Below are 20,258 nucleotides of genomic sequence, written 5' to 3' on the forward strand. Positions count from 1 at the left end.
TAAAACCTAAATTGGAGGAAAATGAAATGATAAAAAAAATCCCTTACAAATTACTCGCTGTATCGACGCTATTAACTATTACAACTGCTAATGTAGTTTCACCAGTAACAACTTTTGCAAGTGAAATTGAACAAACGAACAATGGAGATACGGCTCTTTCTGCAAATGAAGCGAGAATGAAAGAGACCTTGCAAAAGGCTGGATTATTTGCAAAATCTATGAATGCCTATTCTTATATGTTAATTAAGAATCCTGATGTGAATTTTGAGGGAATTACCATTAATGGATATGTAGATTTACCTGGTAGAATCGTACAAGATCAAAAGAATGCAAGGGCACATGCCGTTACTTGGGATACGAAAGTAAAAAAACAGCTTTTAGATACATTGAATGGTATTGTTGAATACGATACAACATTTGATAATTATTATGAAACAATGATAGAGGCGATTAATACAGGGGATGGAGAAACTTTAAAAGAAGGGATTACAGATTTACGAGGTGAAATTCAACAAAATCAAAAGTATGCACAACAACTAATAGAAGAATTAACTAAATTAAGAGACTCTATTGGACACGATGTTAGAGCATTTGGAAGTAATAAAGAGCTCTTGCAGTCAATTTTAAAAAATCAAGGTGCAGATGTTGATGCCGATCAAAAGCGTCTAGAAGAAGTATTAGGATCAGTAAACTATTATAAACAATTAGAATCTGATGGGTTTAATGTAATGAAGGGCGCTATTTTGGGTCTACCAATAATTGGCGGTATTATAGTGGGAGTAGCAAGGGATAATTTAGGTAAGTTAGAGCCTTTATTAGCAGAATTACGTCAGACCGTGGATTATAAAGTAACCTTAAATCGTGTAGTTGGAGTTGCTTACAGTAATATTAATGAAATGCACAAGGCCCTTGATGATGCTATTAACGCTCTTACTTATATGTCCACGCAGTGGCATGATTTAGATTCTCAATATTCGGGCGTTCTAGGGCATATTGAGAATGCAGCTCAAAAAGCCGATCAAAATAAATTTAAATTCTTAAAACCTAATTTAAATGCAGCGAAAGACAGTTGGAAAACATTACGAACAGATGCTGTTACATTAAAAGAAGGAATAAAGGAATTAAAAGTGGAAACTGTTACTCCACAAAAATAGGGAAATATTAATTCTGTTGTAAAGTGAACTAAAACATAGAAAGTCTATGATTACACTGTTAAACAGAAAAGTAATAATTAATAAATCCTTATATAACAGAAAGGCGGAGTCTCATTAAAGACTTCGCCTTTCAATTATATATAAGTATGATTCGAATAAAAAATAACCTTGTAGTTTAATTGCTTTTTTTAAATTTGTAACAGAATCGGTTAATTTGAAGTAGATTATATACATTTTCTTTAATACTTAATGATTTGAAGGCTGCTAAAGAAAGTTCAAACGATATTGATAAAAGATGTAGAAATCATTTTGAAAGACATCGCTTTTTAATAAGATTAGAACTTGAAACCATGCCTTATATAGGAGGAATACGAAATGATGAAAAAAATCCCTAATAAACTACTCGCTATATCAGCGTTTTTAACTATAACAACTACTTATGCAGTCATACCACTAGAAACTTTTGCAATTGAAATTGAACAAACGAACAATGAAAATATATCTCTTTCAGCAAATGAAGAACAGATGAAAAAAGCTTTGCAAGATGCTGGTTTATTTGCAAAAGCTATGAATGAATATTCTTATTTGCTAATTAATAATCCAGATGTGAGTTTTGAAGGAATAACTATTAATGGAAATGCAGATTTACCTAGTAAAATTGTACAAGATCAAAAGAATGCAAGAGCACATGCTGTTACATGGAATACACAAGTAAAAAAACAGCTTTTTGATACATTGACAGGCATTATAGAATACGATACAAAATTTGAAAATTATTATGAAACATTAGTAGAGGCGATCAATACTGGAAATGGAGATACTTTAAAAAAAGGGATCACAGATTTACAGGGAGGAATTCAACAAAATCAAAAGTCTGCAAAAGCATTAAAAGAAGAATTAATTCAATTAAAAAATGCTATTGGAGAAGATGTTAGAACATTTGGAAGTCATAAAGAGACATTGCAATCGATTTTAAAAAACCAAGGTGCTGATGTAGAGGCTGACCAAAAGCGTCTAGAGGACCTTTTAGGACAAGTAAAATATCAGAAAGACATAGAATCTAAGGGCTTAGACATGGTGAAAATCCCCTTTATTCCAACCTTGATTGCTGGTGGCATAATGATAGGTGATGCAAGAGGTAAGTTAGGTTGGCTAGAACCTGAATTAGCAAAATTACGTCAGACTGTAGATTATAAAATAACATTGAATCGTGTAGTTGGAGTTGCATTTCATAATATTAGTGATATGCATAGTATGCTTGATAGTGCTATCACTGCTCTTACTTATATGTCTACGCAATGGGAGGATTTAGATTCTCAATATTCGGGTGTACTGGGACATATTGATAAAGCTGATCAAAAAGCTGATCAAAATAAATATAAATTCTTAACCCCCAGCTTGAATGCAGCGAAAAACAGTTGGAAAACATTAAAAACAGATGTTGTCACTTTGCAAGAAGGGATAAAAATTGCAGAGAAAAAAGAACAGGATTTTTTGAATCAGCTTCGTCCATCAAACGTTTTTTACTTTTATAAAAAAATTCATAACGCATACACTTTTGAAATAAAGACTGGAACAAATGCGCCAAATGCGTCTTATAAAGTTATGAATTTAACTAAAAACACTGTTCATAATATGTGGAGTGGAGGGGCTAATACTAACATGTGGGCTGATTGGCTTTCATTCAATCCAAATGATGAATTTGCGGTAGTAGCAGTAGTGGATGGTAAAGAATATGTTGTGTATAAAGACAAAGTACAAAATATAATGAACTGAATCTGAAAGTAACGAAGTAATTGGAGCTGGAGAATAAACTAGACACCAAGTTAATTGAAAAATCTCCTTATATCCTAGAATATTTTGCTCAAGAAAAAGAATTTGTTCAGCGAAAAAGTAAATATTGAACCAAGGAGTTAGTTGTATTATGTGTATGGTTTTACCGAAAGGTTTCAAGTACATTACTCATACAATTATGTAGTTATCCTGAAGCATCTACAGGTGTTCTTATCGACCTTGAAGAACTACTTAGCTTCCTAAGTGGAGTGACTTTATGCAAAATTAAGTGAACGTTTTTGTACATAGATTAGTTGACATTTATATAGATTTTTTTCATTTTCAAAGATAGTTTTGTTTTTTATGTTATTTTTCAAAAATTACTGTTGAAGTTTCTATATTCATGACTCAGCATATAATCATTGTTTGATGAAATGACATACCACGTCCCTTAGAATTTCATACGTATTACGATAACTTAAAGAAAAAAGATAATAGTAGTCAACGGTTACTATTATCTTTTTTGAACTATTTTTCATTAAAATATCTCATCTGCTGTGCTCCTTATTTACTTTTCCAGATTTTATCCTAGTTTAAAATTTATGCATTTGAACTGTTTATACAATTTGTAGGATTTTTAGCTTTTTTGTCGAATACACTTAATGCAAGGAGGGACATTACATGATTATTAAAGATTATTTCATCAACCTTTCTATTTTTTCTTTATTAGTTAGCGCAGCAATATTTATTCAAGTGTTTACAATTAATTCTAGTCGATATTTCGAAAAGCTCTATGGAGGGATTATTGCAGTTACGTTAATGTTCTTTTCTTTTCCATACATGGGATTTTCCTACGATCTTCGAGTTGTTCCTCTTATTCTATCTTTTATTTACTTTGGTCGTATTGCTGGTTGGATTACGTTAATTAGCATAATTGTAATGCGCATCTTTTACACTGGAGGGTATTGGGAACCTCCTGTGATTGCTTATTTAGGTATGGGGATTCTATTTTCTACTTTTAAAACTTATTTTAAAAAACTACATCCTTTTAAAAGTGCATCGTTATATTTTTCTGTTTTTATTGGAATAAAGTGGTTAGTTGGCGTATTATTTAATACTACATTACTTTACACAGGAGGCCTATTATATATAGCGTTAGGACTTTTAATTGGGCTATTTCTTATGGAAGCCTACCAGAGATTGTATCATTTAACACAGGACTTATCTAAAATGAATCGAGAATTAAAAAAATCGAAGCAAGAACTTGCAGATACCGTACATGAGCTTCAAGGAGGAATTTTTAAATTTAAAAAAGTGGGTAAGCACTTTATACACACTTTATGTGATGGACAGTTTTATTATCAAAACGGGTTTTATTCTGAACAGGTGGTAGGAAAAAGCTTACGTACTATTGATGCTTCTATTGTTCCTCCACATTTAGTTCCACAATTGATGAAGTACTATCTTCAGGCATGGGAAGGAAAAGAAATTATATTTGAATTACCTTGGCCAAATGATAAAACTATTATTCTTATTGCGCTTAGGCCGATTAAACGAAATGGACAAGTTATTGAAGTTGTTGGTTCTACAGTTGATATAACCGAAAGGAAAAAGGTAGAATCAGAATTAAGCGCTACCAAAGAATTATTGGAATCATTTATAAAGCACAATCTAGATGCTATTACCATTTCTGATCGAGAAGGGCATATTTTACAAGCGAATAAAGCTTATGAAAAGATATTTGGGTGGTCATCACAAGAAATCATAGGTAAGAGATTACCTTGTGTACCAGATTTTTTAATGGAAGAATCGCTTAGAAATATTCAGAAAATTCTAACAGGAGAATCTGTGGTTACTAGATTAGAAACTGTTAGACAAAGGAGTGATGGGAGTCTTCTTGATGTTAGTCTGACAGTTTCCCCTATACTAGATGTAAGAGGAAATGTGATAGCTTTATCAGCAATATGTAGAGACATCTCTGAAAGAAAACAAGCAGAAAGAGAACGACATCGATTACACCAGCAATTAAGAGATAGTGAAATGAAGTACCGTGCACTAATCGAACAAGCAACTGATGCGGTATATGTAGTAGAGCTGAATGAAGAGAATGCTCCAAGTCGATTTATTGAGGTAAACCCTGTTGGGTGTAGAAGGTTTGGATATAGTAGAGAAGAGTTGCTCTCATTATCATTTTCAAATATAGTACCACAAGATTCTCAAATGATCGTAAGGTTATTAGAAAAAATTAAAAAAGGACAAACTTCCTTCACTTTGCAAGATGAATATGTTTTTCCAACAGGAAAAGTAATAACAACTGAGTTTAGTGTTCGTGTTTTTAACTTAAATGGTAAAAAAGTTTTCCTAAGTATTTCTCGTGATATCACTGAACGGCTAAAAACAGAAGAATTATTACGAAAATCTGAAAAACTTGCTGTTGTAGGACAATTAGCGACTGTAATGGCTCATGAGATTAATAATCCATTAACTGCAATGAAAGGGTTCATGCAATTACTAAAATCAACGGAAAGTGAGAATAATCAGGGTTATATTAATATAGTATCATCAGAGATTGAGCGTATAGAGAGCATTACAACTGAATTTATGGCGGTAGCCAAACCACAGGTGGTAAAAATGCAACCTAATAACATTAGTGTGCTAATGGATCAAGTTTTAATGCTACTACAACCTCAAGCAATGATGCATAATATAAAATTTAGAATCGATCTTAACCCTGGTATTCCATTGATTTCATGTGAAGGAAATCAATTAAAGCAAGTATTTGTTAATATATTAAAAAATGCAATTGAATCTATGCCGATGGGAGGAGAAATTCTCATTCAATTAAATATACTTGATAATAATCAAGTAAGTATTCGTTTTATCGATCAAGGGTGTGGGATTCCAAAAGAACGTATACCATACCTCGGAGAACCTTTTTATAGTATTAAAGAAGAGGGGATTGGCTTAGGATTAATGATCTGTTATAAAATCATTGAAACACATCAGGGAAAGGTATTTATTGAGAGTGAAGTGAATAAGGGGACTATAGTTGAAGTCACGCTACCTATTTGTACACTTCAAAATTAATATATTCTTTTTACTGAAATTTTTTAAGAAACCATACAAAATGTAATGCTAATGTTACTTAATGAAATAATAAAGAGAAGAATACTGGTAAATGTACCCTATAGAATAGACACTTGAAAAAACCTGTTATAAAAACATCCTTTCTTTAGAACCAAAAGAAAGGATGTTTTTAATATTGTAATTTTTCTTGGAGACATTTCAATTTTTTACTTGTAATACATTTTTTAACTATTTTTGGTTAAGTTAGTTAAAAAGGAATTATTTTTAATGAGCATATTGACATATAAATATCCCTCATTTTTAAAATAGAAATTTCTAAAAACTATATATAGGTTCTTTTTGAAAGGAAGGGTATTATCAATTGAAACCACATGAAAAAGTACCTGTTCACTCTATAAAATCTTTGCAGGAATTAATGCAATTACTAAAAAAATCTAAAGATTTTATAACGTTGGAAATTGCTTCTAATAATTCCTCTATAGTCATTTCATATTTTAGAACATTAATCGATGTAAATATATTTCATGAAGAGGTTTTGACTTATATAAAAGAGAAGAGCTTCGATTCGTTACAAGATATTCACTCTGTCTTACCTTTTGAGAATTCAAAAATAACAAATCAAATGGAAGATATTCAGGATAGTATTTTAAATGGCTATATACTTATTCAGTTCGATACAGATAAATTAAATTGTTTGTTAGTAAATGTGTCAAAGAAAGAAAAAAGGGATATTACAAAAGCTGAAATTGAATATAATATTGTGGGTCCGCAAATCGCATTTGTCGAAGATTTAGATGTAAATTTAAATTTAGTACGTAGAAAGCTTCCAACACCTTATTTACAAATGAAAGAATTGAAAGTAGGATCTCTCTCTAACACAACTGTTGCGATTGTATTTATTGAGGGAATTGTAAATGATCAAAATCTACAAGAAATTATAAAAAGGGTAAGTCAAATAAAAACAGACCATGTTTTGGATAGTACTTATTTGATGCAGTTAATTGCAGACAACCCGAATTCTATATTCCCTCAATTTTTGAATACAGAACGTCCGGACCGTGTGGCAGCTGTATTAGCAGAAGGGAAAATTGCACTTTTTGTAGATGGCTCGCCTTATGCCATCACTCTTCCAACAACATTAATTGATTTTTTTCTACGACAGAAGATTACACCATGCCTTGGATTATAGCCTCTTTTTTTCGTCTATTAAGGCTTTTTGCTTTTATATTTTCTGTCTTAACGACGCCATTATATGTCTCGATCTTAACATATCATTACGAGCTTATCCCAAAAGAACTTCTTGAAACGTTAATCATATCGAGAAGTAAAGTACCTTTTCCTCCATTAATTGAAGCACTTTTTTTAGAAATAACAATTGAATTACTGAGAGAAGCGGGGGCACGTTTACCAACTAAAGTGGGTTTAACTGTCGGTATAGTAGGTGGTATTGTGATTGGACAAGCATCGGTAGAAGCAAGTCTTACAAGTAACGTACTTATTATCATTGTTGCACTTTCAGCTCTTAGTTCATTTACAGCACCAATATATCGTATTGGTAATACAATTCGAGTAATTCGTTTTCCTTTTATAATATCTGCACACCTATTGGGCTTATTAGGAATTGTTTTAACAAGCTCTTTGCTTTTAGCACGTTTATTACGTACAGAATCATTAAGACGTCCTTATTTGTTTCCTTTTTATCCTACACGCCCTACAGATTGGAAAGACAGTATTATACGTATGCCGATCTCAGCGATGTTTCGACGTCCTATTTTTTCAAGGTCTAAACAGCGTTTTCGCTTTAATCCAGAAGAGGTAGAGAAAAATAAAATACTATCAAGAAATGATTTTGATGATTGAATTTAACAGGGAGGAGCATTATGAAACAGATCCCAATTGAGTATCAAGTCTCTCCATATATGGTATTTTTTTTAATTATTACTATACAGATGGGAGTTGGTATGCTTGGTTTTGAAAGGATTAGTGCAAAATTAGTTGGAAATGATGCGTGGATTAGCACGCTACTTTTTGGAATATCTGTTAATCTTATGATTTGGATCATATATCAGATTTTAAATCAGGGCAATGGAGACATCATTGCAATCAATCAAAACGTACTTGGAAAATGGATTGGTGGATTGCTCAACTTCATTTTTTTATCCTATATTGTATTATTAGGTGCAACAACACTACATACTTATATCGAAGTAGTACATGTTTGGATGTTTCCTTCAATTTCATCTTGGGTTATAGCGGGGGCGTTTTTGGGTCTATGTTATTACATTGTGACTGGAGGATTTCGTGTAGTTGCCGGAATCGGCTTCTTTGGAATCGTTATCCCAAGCATTCTAATCTTCACATTTTTTTATCCTTTGCAGTATGCAGATTTCCAGAATTTATTTCCAATTGCACAGCATTCATTCCTAGAAATTATGAAAGGAATGAAAGGAAATATGTTTAGTTTTTTTGGATTTGAAATGTTATTGTTGTACTATCCATTTATTAAAAAGGCAAGAACGTCTCAAAAATATGCGCACTATGCAAATTTAGTAACGACTATTGTCTACACATACCTTATGATTTTAACTCTTGCGTTTTTTAGTGAAAAGCAACTTGCGAACGCGATATGGGCATATTTAAGCATGATTAAAATTATACAATTTCCCTTTATAGAGCGGTTTGAATACATTATTGTTTCTGTTTGGGCTTTTTTTATATTACCGAATGTTTCCTTTACATTATGGGGAGTAAGTCGTGGTATAAAAGAGGCACTGGGAATAAAGCAAAAATATGTTTTGCCAGTTATCATCCTATTCATCTTTATTTTGTCATTTTTCTTGAATAACCGTAATAAAATTAACTTATTAAATACTTGGACAGGTCAAATTGGCTTTGTATATATATATGTATACCTACCTGTACTATGGCTAATTCAAACGGCCAAAATAAAGTTAAGGAGATAAATATGAAGCGCTGGATACTTTTCCTTATATTGGGTGTCTTCTTAATAGGTTGTGCTAAAACAAAAATTGTGGATGACATTGATTTAGTTCAAGTTGCGGCATATGATACTGAAGCAGAAGGTAAGCTAAAAGGAACCTTTGCGATTTCAGCTTATAAAGGAGGCGGGGAAGGTGAAACAAAAATCTATTCAGCATCAGGCCAGACTGGTAGAGAAGTTCTTGCAAGAGCATCCGAAAAATCTTCTGGACCTCTAGAGTTGGGGCAATTGCGTGTTATTATTTTTAATGAAAAAATAATTGAAAAGGGAATGCAGGAAATTTTAGAGACTTTGAACCGCAATCCTAGTGTAGGAAATGCAATTTATTTAGCAATTACAAATGTAAAAGGGGAATCACTATTAAAGGGGAACTATTCTAAAGAAAAAGAAATTGCTTCTTATCTATCCTCTTTACTGGAGCAAAATATGAACAATGGAACGCAACCAAAAACAAACTTTTTTATGTTTTTAAATCAACTTGATGATGATGCGAGAGATTCCTATTTACCGATGATATCTAAAAAAGGGAATGTGTTGGAGTTAAATGGAATAGCACTTTTTAAAAGATGTAAAATGGTTGATAAAGTGAACCCTAAAGATTTATTTGTATTTAAATTGTTGACAGATAATTTTAAACAAGGTACATACCAATTCAAACTACCTGGTTCTTCAAACACTTATGCCACGATAGAGAATATAAAAGCTAGAACAAAATATAAGATGGAGGGGAATAGTAAGCATCCATTCGTAAATGCTCATATTCAAGTTAAAGCTGAAATTCAAGAATTTACAAAAACAAAAAATCTAGATAATCCTAAAGAAATAAAAAAATTAGAAAAAATTATGGAAAAAGAAATAGAAAAAAAAGCAACTACATTGATAAAGAGGTTTATTAAAAAAGACACAGATCCTATAGGACTTAGAAAGCTTGGTAGAACTCACGTAAGAAAATGGAACAGTCAAGAATGGGAAGAATCCTATAAACATTTACGTTTTCGTGTAACAGCTGATGTAAAAGTAACCCAATCTGGTGTTACAGAATAAATAAATCAAATAAGATATGGAAAATTTCAATAAAAAAATATAGTCTCGCAGGAGATTAGGGAGAAGAGAAACTATTAACAAAGCATTTCATAAACATTAAGATGCTTTGTTAATAGTTTTTATACTTTTATAGCCATATCACTAATATGGGGTATAGAATTCCAGAAGGCTGGCGGATATGTGGTGAAAATGTGTATGCTTGTCATAGTATTCACTATATAGCACTGACGTCCTATTTTTATGTCTTTTCAATATGGAATGAGAAAAATGAATGTTTATCGTGGGATGCAACAGTTGCATGGTGTAAAAAGTTAGGCCTTGCACACGTTCCATTGTTATATCGGGGCCCTTATAATGAAAAGGTAATTTATTCCATTTTAACTTGGTGAACGGTAGAGAAAATACAATGAATTGTAAATGAAATCTGTACGGGAATCTAGTACCGTATAGTACAGTGCATATGAAAAACTCCTCAATGTTATCTCTCAAAAAATAATAATTCTCGGCTTTATAAACTGTATTTTCAAAAATATTGCGAGCTTGTAAGAAAGATGAAAGGTAATTCAATATGAGATAAACAACTTTACTACTACAATGAAAAACAGAATCATTCTTAAAAATCATGAGATACGATATCAAGTTATTTGCGTGTTTAATTCATTTTACTAAATATTCCAGTTTCAATAAGGAAAGTCGAATCAGACTATTAACGAATGGTATATTATTCGTATTTTGGAAAAGTCAAAATGAAGACAAGTATCTTCTATCAAATCTCATTCTTGGTGTATACATTTGAAGGGAATTTCTCATATGAAATTAGTAAAAGTAAAAGATCTTAGTTAGGAGAAGGATGATAATGTTAACAAATTCTATGGGAAGGTGAAGAAAGAAGGTAGCGTAGGCCTAATCATTAGGGGGCAGACGCCTCTCTTTTTTTATGTCGCAAATAGCATTAATTCGTTAATTAATTTATATGAGATTATCTTAAATAAGTTAGTTAAGAAAGAAAAATAAAAGTGAGTAAAAAGATAAAAATACACAGGTACGTAAAAAATAAGGAAGTTGTATTTGCAAGTGTTTTAGTTGGGTGTGATATCAATTGTATTGGTAAAGGTGAATATTACGTTTAAATTGCCATGGATGGAAAAGGAGGGGTTTCAAAATCTATGGATGGTAAAGTGACGCGAAAGGAGTATGAATATACATTATCGGGTTTTGATAAGGAAGGTAAAGAAAAAGAGTTAGAATTTATTGCACAAAAGAATCTTCGTAAAGAAGCATTCCTACGTGTATATTATTCAGATAAAAAGGTGTAACAGCTTGGGAGGAAGTGCAGGAAGACGAGCTCCCGAAGAAAGCAAAAGAAAAACTAGGTGTGAAATAATCATTTATTTGTGATGGTGGATTCTTCTAGGTTGAGGGTCCGCCATTTTTTATTATATGTTATGTTGTAGTTTTTATATAAAGCATATTGAAAAGATAGGTTAAATCTTCTGGAATAATATCTCCATAATTAATAACTTGTACAATAACCTTTCAATTATCACTAAATCCATTCATATCAACAAGTTGTGCCATATATCCGTTTGTAGCAATATCTTTTAAAGTACGCTAAAAATACCTTTTATTTTATTTTATTTTATCTTATCTTTATCTTATCTTTACCTTATCTTTAAATTTTTATATTAAACTTGAAACCTTAAAGTATTGATGTATGAGTCTAAAAAGGGCGGGAGATAGGTGTTCATTACATAGTTTGTATATAACCAATTACCTTTGAAAAATTGAATTTCTTATACGAGGAGGAATATATGAAGGATACAAGTAAAAATCAAATTATAAAAGCGTTCCTTATTAGTATTTTAGGCTTAGGAACAATACTTGGAATGCTATATTTTAATCATAAAACCAATATTCAACAAAATAAAGCGCAAGCCACCGAAAAACGTGTATTGCAATATGAGTCTACCCTAAAAAAAGAATTAGAAAAATATAATTTAGGAGAGAAAACACCAATTTTATTAGGAATTATGTATCAAGAGAGTAGAGGTGAGGGAAACGACCCTATGCAGTCATCCGAATCACTTGGATTAAAGCCAAATGAAATTCAAGAGACAAGCTTGAGCATTAAACAAGGGGTAAAGCACTTTGCTAAAATGTACAAATATGGAACGGACAAAGATGTTAGCATAGATACAATTATTCAAAGTTATAATATGGGGCCAGGGTATATTGATTTTATTGCTAGTCAAGAAGTTAAACAACACTCGGAGGATTCGGCCAAAAAATTTTCTAAGATGAAAGTTGATCAAAATCCAGCCATGTATACTTGTGGTGAAAATAAAAATAATTTTAGGTATCCATATTGTTATGGTGATTTCACATATGCCACAAAGGTAAATGAAAAAACAAAACTTATTGAAGAACTTCTTCAAAATGTACATAGCTTTTCTAAATAAGTTGCAGAATGAAATATAATGATACCATCAGTTATTAACAATAATATCTAAGAAAAAACTACTTTCTTTCTTAGTTCGCATAATTTTCAAAAACAAATCCCGTAGATGTTAATATTTGTTATATAATATATTTGTCAAAACATTACCCCTAAAGTTTCTAAATTCAAGCTGTAAGATAGTTTGTTTGGCCCGTATTTTCACCTTGAAAGTGGAGTTTAAATATAGTTGCAATTTTTTGAGGGGGAAAAGTAAATGTTTATAAAAACAGAAAGATTATTAATACGAAAATTTGAGTTCAAAGATTGGCAAGCTGTTCATGAGTATACATCAGATATCAATGTTATGAAATACATACCTGAAGGGGTCTTTACTGAAGAAAATACAAGAAACTTTGTGAATGAAAACATTGGTGAAAACGCTAAAAACTTTCCTGTAGTATTAATTGATAAAGATATTCTGATTGGCCATATAGTCTTTCATAAATATTTTGGTGAGCATACATATGAGATTGGTTGGGTGTTCAATCCTAAATATTTCAATAAAGGATATGCTTCTGAAGCAGCAAAAGCTACTTTGAAATATGGCTTTAAGGAAATGAAATTACATAGGATTATAGCTACATGTCAGCCACAAAATACCCCATCATATCGAGTAATGGAGAAGATTGGAATGAGAAGAGAAGGCTATTTCAGGAAGTGTATACCACATGGGAATGAATGGTGGGATGAATATTATTACGCTATTTTAGAAGAAGAGTAGTGCCTAGGAACGCATCATTTAAATTGACACTCCTATTCTTAAATAGGCAAGTTGGCTATCTTTAATGGGGATCCTTGCTACTAAAGGCGAACTTTATTTCCGGTATCGCTGACGTGCAAAACTTTGTATAATCTGATCTTATCTCTAAATCACAACTGTTACTCCCATCACCATCAAGTTAAAGTTTCATTTTATTTTGCTAACTTGATGGTGATGTGACGTAACGTTAATTATTTGAAAATTTCAAAAATTCCCCTTAGTCATGTTAAAGGGACCTTGATCACGCAAATGATATGTAAGCCAATTTATTTTTGATATACAGATTATTTGTATAATAATTTTTATAAATAATTGCTAAATAGTAAATTTACATAAATGCTTTTAGAAGTTCTTGAATTAATGGGATTGCTCCACCTATAAATTTTAAAACTGCCATTGCGATTTCCATATTATTCTCTCCTCTTTTTCGTATTAAGATGTGATAAATCTTTATAACCTCATCATAGTAACCGCTTATAATAATAACAATACATTTTCGTATGCAATATTGCATATTTATACATTGGATCTCTATTATTCATTTTTTAATGGTACTATAGCGAGGTGAGAGTCTTTAAGAGTTCTCCTTAATAGGAGGAAATATGGAAAGAGTGCAAGCGATTTACAGTAATCAAAAATTTAAGAGTTGGGTTAAACAGGTATTAGCTGTAGGAGGAGTAATAGGGGGCTGTTATTTGGTGTTATATGTTTTCTGTTTCTTAGTTATCATGTAAATATTATACAACTAAACTAGTAGAGTCTTGCCTAGAGAGGTAAGGCTCTTTTATTGTAGTACCTGGAGATGAGCAAACTACATACAATATCTCTCAGGTTTTTCAGATCACTTTGTATAATTCCTTATTTAGAACACTAATTTCTATTATTGAAACTAAATAAACATCTATTTAAAAGTTTCAATTTATATTGAAAACAGAATTCCATTGATAAAAAATATGTTTTTACTAGATACATATTAAAAAGACAAGCATAAATTATATTAGATTTTGGCAAAGTCTTTTTGACTTGGAAAAGGATTTAAATCTTACTTATAGATTTGATTCCTTTTTATATACTATAATCATTATATTTCTACGTAAATATAATACATTAATAATGATTTAAAAGCAAGAATTTTAGTAGCGGTACGTTCACACATCCATCAACTTAAGATTTTAAAGTAGCTCTTAAACAAAAAAATTCTTTTTTTAATTGATTAATTAATAGTAAACAAGGAAGGTTGGCAAATTAACAACTAAAGAGATTTCTTCAGGTAAGCTAATAAGTAATCTATCAAAAAGTCCTTTACAAAATTTATACCTAAGTCAATTATAAGATCATGTAAATTTAAAATAATGTAAATATTATACATTTTTGCAAAAGGCACTCATTGACACTTGTGTATATAAGTAACTATACTCGTTACATCAAATTGAATGTGTGATAATACGATTTTATTATTATTACAAACATGTAAATATAAAAATAGAAAATCCCAATTTGATAAATACAATGGTAGAGGTGTTTATTTTAATGAAGCACAAATTAATTGCAACAGGTATCCTTGCAGGATCTATATTATCCTATTCTTCTAATATTTTAGCAGATACTCATACATTCCCTGATGTTCCTGTATGGGCCGATAAATCTGTTAATTATTTAGTTGATAAACAGGTATTGAATGGTTATCCAGATGGAACTTTTGGTTCAAATGACTCATTGGACAGAGCTTCGGCTACAAAAATTATGACAAAAGTTTTAGGGATACAAATTGATCCTAATGCAAAACCATCTTTTACTGATTCACAAAATCACTGGGCTACTCCTTATATTGCTGCTGCTGAAAGAGCTGGTATTGTTAAGGGTGAAGGTAATGGAATCTTCAATCCATCTGGAAAAGTAACTCGCGCTGCTATGGCTACGATGTTAGTAAATGCATATAAACTACAAAGCACAGCAAATCATAACGAGCAGGTTAGATTTGTAGATTTAAAAGGGCATTGGGGAGAAAAATACGCCAATATTTTAATAGATTTAAAAATCTCTAATGGTACCGAGAACGGTTGGCAACCAAATAGATTTATAACACGTGCTGAAGCTGCTCAACTTACTGCAAAAACAGATATGTTACAACAAAATTTAAACGATGAAAAAGAGATTATTACTGCTACCTCATATGAAGATTTAAATTTAACAGTGGCTTCGAAAATTACAGCTCAAGAGATTGATAGTTTTATTGCGAAATATCATTCGGATAGTCCTTTAGTTGGCCATGGGCAAGATTTTATCAATGCGCAAAATCAATATGGTGTGAGTGCTCATTATTTAGCAGCGCATGCGATTTTAGAATCTGGATACGGAAAATCAGAAATCGCATATCAAAAACATAATCTATTCGGTCTACGTGCATATGATGGAGATCCGTTTAAATATGCGAAATATTTACCAAGCTACGGCGATAGCATTGCTTATAATGCTAATTATGTACGAGAAAGATATTTGGAAGAAAGCGGTATGTATTATAACGGGCCAACATTAACTGGCATGAACGTGAAATATGCATCAGATAAAGGCTGGGCTAAGAAAATTGCAGGCATTATGGAACGTATTAAACCGTTTCGTGTAGAAGACTATACATATGCAAAAAAATTACCAAAGAATCCTGAAACATTAGATGTCGACGCGTTATCTAATGAAATTCCATATAAAATGTATGCAGACGATTCAAGCTCAAATGTTGTATCATCAGCTACTTACTATCAGGTACCTTATCCATTTAATTTAAAAATTAAAAGTAGACCAGATGTAGCTGTCGAGGAGAATAAAGTTGGTACAGTAACTCCTGGAACAACCATCTTTATTTATCGTGAAGATCCAAATGGATGGGTAGAATTCTCTTTTGAAGCGAATGGAGAAAAATACTGGACATTAAAAAGTAAATTAAGTATGTAATTAAAAAGATCTATTTCACTAGTTTTAATCTCATATAATTGAGAGACAAGTTTTTTACTTTCTTAAAATAAAGTTATGTATACAAGAAAAGTTAGAGAATTATTTTCTCTAACTTTTCTTCGCTAGTATTTGAAATTAAAAAGATGGTGGAGTTACTCCAAATATAACAGTGACTTTGTTTAAAGAAGTGTTTTCCCACTTATGCTTTGCATAAGGTGGGATTTTAACACTATCACCTGTATTGAGAAGTAAAACCGCATCATTTAGATATAGTTTCACTTGTCCTTCCATAATAAATGCTATTTCTTCCCCTTTATGTGCCACAGGCTCCATAGATGAAGCAGTTTGAGGTAACAGATTCATTAAAGCCAATTCTAGTGCTCCATCTAAATTAGGAGATAATAGCTCATACGAAACATTGCCGCTTTCAGGAAAAATTATTTTTTTCCTTTGGTTAGCTCGTACAACTAATTCTTCTGTATTGGTATCCTCTAAGAAAAAATTAAACAATGGAATATTTAATGCTACAGAAATTAATTTTAGTGTTTGTAATGAAGGATTTGTGATTCCTTTTTCAATCTGACTTAACATGGAAGGTGTTATATCAGCTAACTCTGCTAAACGCTTACTGGTTAATCCGGCACCTTTTCTAAATGCCCTAATTCTGTGACCAACATTAATATCGTTCATATATGTAATCCCCTTTAAATAAGTAAATAAAATTAAATAATTATTAATTTTATTTACTTATACTTAATATATTGTTAATATATACTTAATTATAATAAATTATGATTAAGTTTAAAACATCATATGTACATATGGCAGCAGCTGCGAAAAAGTGGGAAAAAGATTTACTTAGAAACAAAGGGGCTACTATTTTTGAATATACAGCGGGCTATAGTAAAGCAGTAGAAGAAGGAAGAATACAAGTTAATAAGAATCAAATGTGCTATTTGATTGACGATGAAAAATCAAAGCATTTATTTTAAGGTTATGCAGTAGCTGCTACTCGTCTGAATAATTGATATACAAATAAAAGTTGATGAATCGCATCCTCTATTTGTATATCTACCGTGTGGAGTAGGATTTGGTGGTGTTTCGTTCGGTTTAAAAATTATTGTACGGGATCATGGACATGTAATTTTTGCTGGGCCTACCATTTTCCGTATATGCTAATAGGTATGATGACCGTATTATATGATGGGATTTCCATACAAGATTTTTAATGAAAAGGATTCTAATAAGTAAAGGACAACTTAAGAGTAGACTTCAATGCTGTATTGTAAAATTTTTAAGGAAGTGAAAATAGTATGAAATCAGCTTTAAATAGTATTATGATCTCCTCGATTCTTGCAGTAGGAGGGATCCTTTCGCTTTTGTTTAATTTAATGGGGGATCAAGATTGGATCTGGAATTGGGTAGGGTTATTACTGGCATATCTATCTTTGGGCATTTTAATCGGTTTATATAATAAAACTGTGGATCACAAAACATTTCCTAAAATACTAAAAAGAACTTTGTTTATTTCCTTTAATGCTACTATATTAGGGATAATAATAGGGGTAACATACCAACTATTAGGAAAGTGGAATCTTACTATAATGATGTATTATTGGTTGATAATTTTATTATTACATTTAATTACTATAATAACATTAGTCATCCTAGTATTCGAAAACCGTAATAGTAAAAATTACAGATTACTATATAGTTTTATTATACTTTTAAACATTGTCCTTACCTTAGGACCAGTATTATTTCCAGTAGTTCTAACTATTATAGGAAATGCCATGAACGCTAGTGCAGGGCACTAATTTTCACCTATATAGATTATTAAAATGATTAGTCCAAAATTGAGATTGGTTAAGTTAAAAAACTTAATAAACAAATAGGATAGTAAAACTAAACGACATAAAGTGGAATGATTTGATAGAAAGAAGATTATAATATGAAAATTAAGCTTAAGAAAAAAAGAATTATAAGTGTATTGTTGGCTATTACATTAGTAGCAATAGGGTATTACATGTTTCAATCTATTACGAATCCTAAGCTGGTAAATGCGGAAGAGGCAAATAGTGTTCAACAAGTGAGCAGTCTACCTAAAAATGAATTGAAAAAATCGATACCTAATCGTTTTGATGGTAAAGAAAGAAAAGTTGTATATTTAACTTTTGATGATGGACCAGGAAAATATACAGCTAATCTATTAGATGTATTAAAGAAAAATGATGTGAAAGCAACATTCTTTTTAATTGGCGATAACGTGAAAAGGTTCCCAGATTTAGTGAAACGAGAGCATGTAGAAAACCATTATGTGGGCATGCATAGTATGACACATGATTTTAAAAAGCTGTACACCAATCAGGAATATGTTAAGGAAATGAAAGAAGATCAATCTTTAATTAGAAATGTTATTGGAAACACACCGAAATTAACACGTCCACCATATGGATCAATGCCTGGCTTAAATGAATCACTTCGAAATGAAGTGGTCGGAAATGATTTGAAAGTATGGGATTGGACAATTGATTCTTTAGATTGGAAATACAATAAATTACCTGTGGATGTAGCGGCCGCAAAAATTGTTCAAAATGTCTTAGCAGGTGCGACGTCTTCAAAGGAAATTGTTTTAATGCACGATATTCATCCACAATCTGTCGCAGCAGTTCCAGCAATAATAAAAGGATTAAAAGAAAAAGGGTATGAATTTGAAGCTTATGATGAGAATATTCATTTTCCAATAAACTTCTGGCATGATAATCGTATATAAAGAGATGTATTAGTTAAAAGAAAATCAGAATGGAATAAGCAAATCATATAGGGTTTAAATATTTGTAAGAGCGTGTTTAGATAGATGAAACACGCTCTTTTTACTGGGCTATTTTATTGTAGATTTAAGTATAGGCTTTCTAATTTTAGAAAAATTTATATGATTTTTTCATTCATTTCTACATAAGCGTTGGATATTTCGTATGTTTGTCTAGAGTGAAAAGAACTCATAAAAAACCGCCATTATTCACGTTCTTCTTCATATAATTGCACCGCACTTATTTTTTGTATGTGGTTAAAACTAGTTTTTAAGAAGCATATGTTTTAGCAACTGCAGAAATTCTGTATCACTTTTATCATCTTTTATATAATCCTGTTCGTAGTTAAAAATCATTCGTACTAACATAAAAGCTGTAAGCGGTAATGGGACCTTATGCAAAGCTCCTTGCTGATAACCTTTTTCAAGTAAATTACTTATCATGTTAATTGCTTCTTCTTCAGATTGTTTAAAACAAGTTGTAATTTCAGGTGAATGGTACTCTTTATATTCTTGAAAGAGTGTAGAAACAAATGGATCTTGATGATATTCTAGGCTGATATAATGAAGAATTTTTTGTATTCGAAGTAAAACATCTTTTTCTTCTTTATATAAATTAAATAATTGTGAGCGTTTAAGCTGAATATGACGCATATAGCAGTCACATAATATTTCAGTTTTATCTGTATAGTAATAATAAATAGTACCTTTACCAACTTTAGCTGTCTTTGCAATTTCATCAACCGTTGTGTTACGGACACCACGCGTAGAGAACAGTATTGTGGCAGATTGAATGATTTTCATTTTTTTATTTTCTTTTTCTAATTTGATCATTGTCTACACCCTATCCTTGAAATATTTAGCGAAGTTTTCTGTCTTTACATTCTGTATTAGTTCATTTCTAATTTTGTAAATCCTAATAGAAAGTCCTCTATTTGCTTCTTATAGAATAACATACACCATTCTTATTTCTAGTATATAACTATAATAGAATGCAACTGTATCACTTAGGATGAAAATGAAAGTTTAAGGTAATAATTTTTTAATCGGACGATGAGAATTCAAGTGAAAGGGGACGGTGATTTCTTTCTTGAGTGAATTATTTGATTTTTTATTCAATTCATTTTATTATATAAACATGACTAAAAGATGATTTTAGTCGGATTTTTTTACGAAAAACCGAC

At 31.2% G+C, this 20,258-nt stretch carries 14 protein-coding genes and 4 pseudogenes; 15 read left to right on the forward strand and 3 right to left on the reverse strand.

Annotation, left to right across the window (positions count from 1 at the left end):
* Nucleotides 1–26: 26 nt before the first annotated feature.
* The 11 genes and pseudogenes from hblA to ATL10_RS06490 all read left to right on the forward strand — a co-directional run bounded on the left by hblA (nucleotide 27) and on the right by ATL10_RS06490 (nucleotide 13,277).
* Nucleotides 27–1,154, forward strand: a complete 1,128-nt coding sequence (gene hblA, locus ATL10_RS06445; RefSeq protein ID WP_000591969.1) for a hemolysin BL binding component B — start codon at nucleotides 27–29, stop codon at nucleotides 1,152–1,154.
* 375 nt (nucleotides 1,155–1,529) lie between these two features.
* Entirely contained in the window at nucleotides 1,530–2,930 is a 1,401-nt protein-coding gene (gene hblB / locus ATL10_RS06450) for a hemolysin BL regulatory component HblB (RefSeq protein ID WP_000976148.1), read from the forward strand.
* Between the two features lie 20 nt (nucleotides 2,931–2,950).
* Nucleotides 2,951–3,178 (forward strand): annotated as a pseudogene (locus tag ATL10_RS31765) (hypothetical protein); the annotation flags it as partial.
* Between the two features lie 430 nt (nucleotides 3,179–3,608).
* Entirely contained in the window at nucleotides 3,609–6,014 is a 2,406-nt protein-coding gene (locus ATL10_RS06455) for a PAS domain S-box protein (RefSeq protein ID WP_000584292.1), read from the forward strand.
* Between the two features lie 361 nt (nucleotides 6,015–6,375).
* A pseudogene (locus ATL10_RS06460) lies at nucleotides 6,376–7,874 on the forward strand (spore germination protein).
* 20 nt (nucleotides 7,875–7,894) lie between these two features.
* Entirely contained in the window at nucleotides 7,895–8,977 is a 1,083-nt protein-coding gene (locus ATL10_RS06465) for a GerAB/ArcD/ProY family transporter (protein ID WP_000809705.1), read from the forward strand.
* 2 nt (nucleotides 8,978–8,979) lie between these two features.
* Entirely contained in the window at nucleotides 8,980–10,059 is a 1,080-nt protein-coding gene (locus ATL10_RS06470) for a Ger(x)C family spore germination protein (RefSeq protein ID WP_000832858.1), read from the forward strand.
* A 143-nt stretch (nucleotides 10,060–10,202) separates the two neighbouring features.
* A pseudogene (locus ATL10_RS06475) lies at nucleotides 10,203–10,433 on the forward strand (RNA ligase family protein); the annotation flags it as partial.
* Nucleotides 10,434–11,195: 762 nt separating this feature from the next.
* A pseudogene (locus ATL10_RS06480) lies at nucleotides 11,196–11,443 on the forward strand (YxeA family protein).
* 427 nt (nucleotides 11,444–11,870) lie between these two features.
* Nucleotides 11,871–12,518 carry a lysozyme family protein gene (locus tag ATL10_RS06485; protein ID WP_000655741.1) on the forward strand — a complete coding sequence of 216 codons (648 nt, stop codon included), beginning with the start codon at nucleotides 11,871–11,873 and terminating at the stop codon, nucleotides 12,516–12,518.
* 252 nt (nucleotides 12,519–12,770) lie between these two features.
* The gene (locus ATL10_RS06490) at nucleotides 12,771–13,277 is read left to right on the forward strand and encodes a GNAT family N-acetyltransferase (protein ID WP_000470143.1); all 507 of its coding nucleotides are present in this window, start codon (nucleotides 12,771–12,773) and stop codon (nucleotides 13,275–13,277) included.
* Between the two features lie 367 nt (nucleotides 13,278–13,644).
* Here ATL10_RS06490 and ATL10_RS06495 read toward each other — a convergent pair whose 3' ends face one another.
* Nucleotides 13,645–13,830: a hypothetical protein gene (locus ATL10_RS06495; RefSeq protein ID WP_002094014.1), complete on the reverse strand. Its 186-nt coding sequence runs from the start codon at nucleotides 13,828–13,830 to the stop codon at nucleotides 13,645–13,647.
* A gap of 1,016 nt (nucleotides 13,831–14,846) precedes the next feature.
* Here ATL10_RS06495 and ATL10_RS06500 point away from each other — a divergent pair.
* Nucleotides 14,847–16,265 (forward strand): S-layer homology domain-containing protein, encoded by a 1,419-nt coding sequence (locus tag ATL10_RS06500; RefSeq protein WP_025118711.1) that lies wholly within the window; start codon nucleotides 14,847–14,849, stop codon nucleotides 16,263–16,265.
* Between the two features lie 135 nt (nucleotides 16,266–16,400).
* Here ATL10_RS06500 and ATL10_RS06505 read toward each other — a convergent pair whose 3' ends face one another.
* Complete coding sequence (locus ATL10_RS06505) at nucleotides 16,401–16,955, reverse strand: helix-turn-helix domain-containing protein (protein ID WP_000997928.1); 555 nt, start codon at nucleotides 16,953–16,955, stop codon at nucleotides 16,401–16,403.
* 131 nt (nucleotides 16,956–17,086) lie between these two features.
* On the opposite strand from ATL10_RS06505, the gene ATL10_RS06510 reads away from it, so the two are divergent.
* The 3 genes from ATL10_RS06510 to ATL10_RS06525 all read left to right on the forward strand — a co-directional run bounded on the left by ATL10_RS06510 (nucleotide 17,087) and on the right by ATL10_RS06525 (nucleotide 19,038).
* Nucleotides 17,087–17,257, forward strand: coding sequence for a serine dehydratase (locus ATL10_RS06510; RefSeq protein ID WP_306802062.1), 171 nt, complete (start codon nucleotides 17,087–17,089; stop codon nucleotides 17,255–17,257).
* Nucleotides 17,258–17,578: 321 nt separating this feature from the next.
* Nucleotides 17,579–18,082 (forward strand): DUF3902 family protein, encoded by a 504-nt coding sequence (locus tag ATL10_RS06520; protein WP_110496608.1) that lies wholly within the window; start codon nucleotides 17,579–17,581, stop codon nucleotides 18,080–18,082.
* A 134-nt stretch (nucleotides 18,083–18,216) separates the two neighbouring features.
* Nucleotides 18,217–19,038 carry a peptidoglycan-N-acetylglucosamine deacetylase gene (locus ATL10_RS06525; protein WP_110496610.1) on the forward strand — a complete coding sequence of 274 codons (822 nt, stop codon included), beginning with the start codon at nucleotides 18,217–18,219 and terminating at the stop codon, nucleotides 19,036–19,038.
* Between the two features lie 300 nt (nucleotides 19,039–19,338).
* Here the strand turns inward: ATL10_RS06525 and ATL10_RS06530 are convergent, their stop codons facing one another.
* On the reverse strand, nucleotides 19,339–19,908 hold the full coding sequence (locus ATL10_RS06530) for a TetR/AcrR family transcriptional regulator (protein WP_000593069.1): 570 nt from the start codon (nucleotides 19,906–19,908) through the stop codon (nucleotides 19,339–19,341).
* Nucleotides 19,909–20,258: the final 350 nt, after the last annotated feature.

The sequence above is a fragment of the Bacillus sp. 196mf genome, assembly GCF_003217275.1.
GTDB lineage: Bacteria > Bacillota > Bacilli > Bacillales > Bacillaceae_G > Bacillus_A > Bacillus_A thuringiensis_S.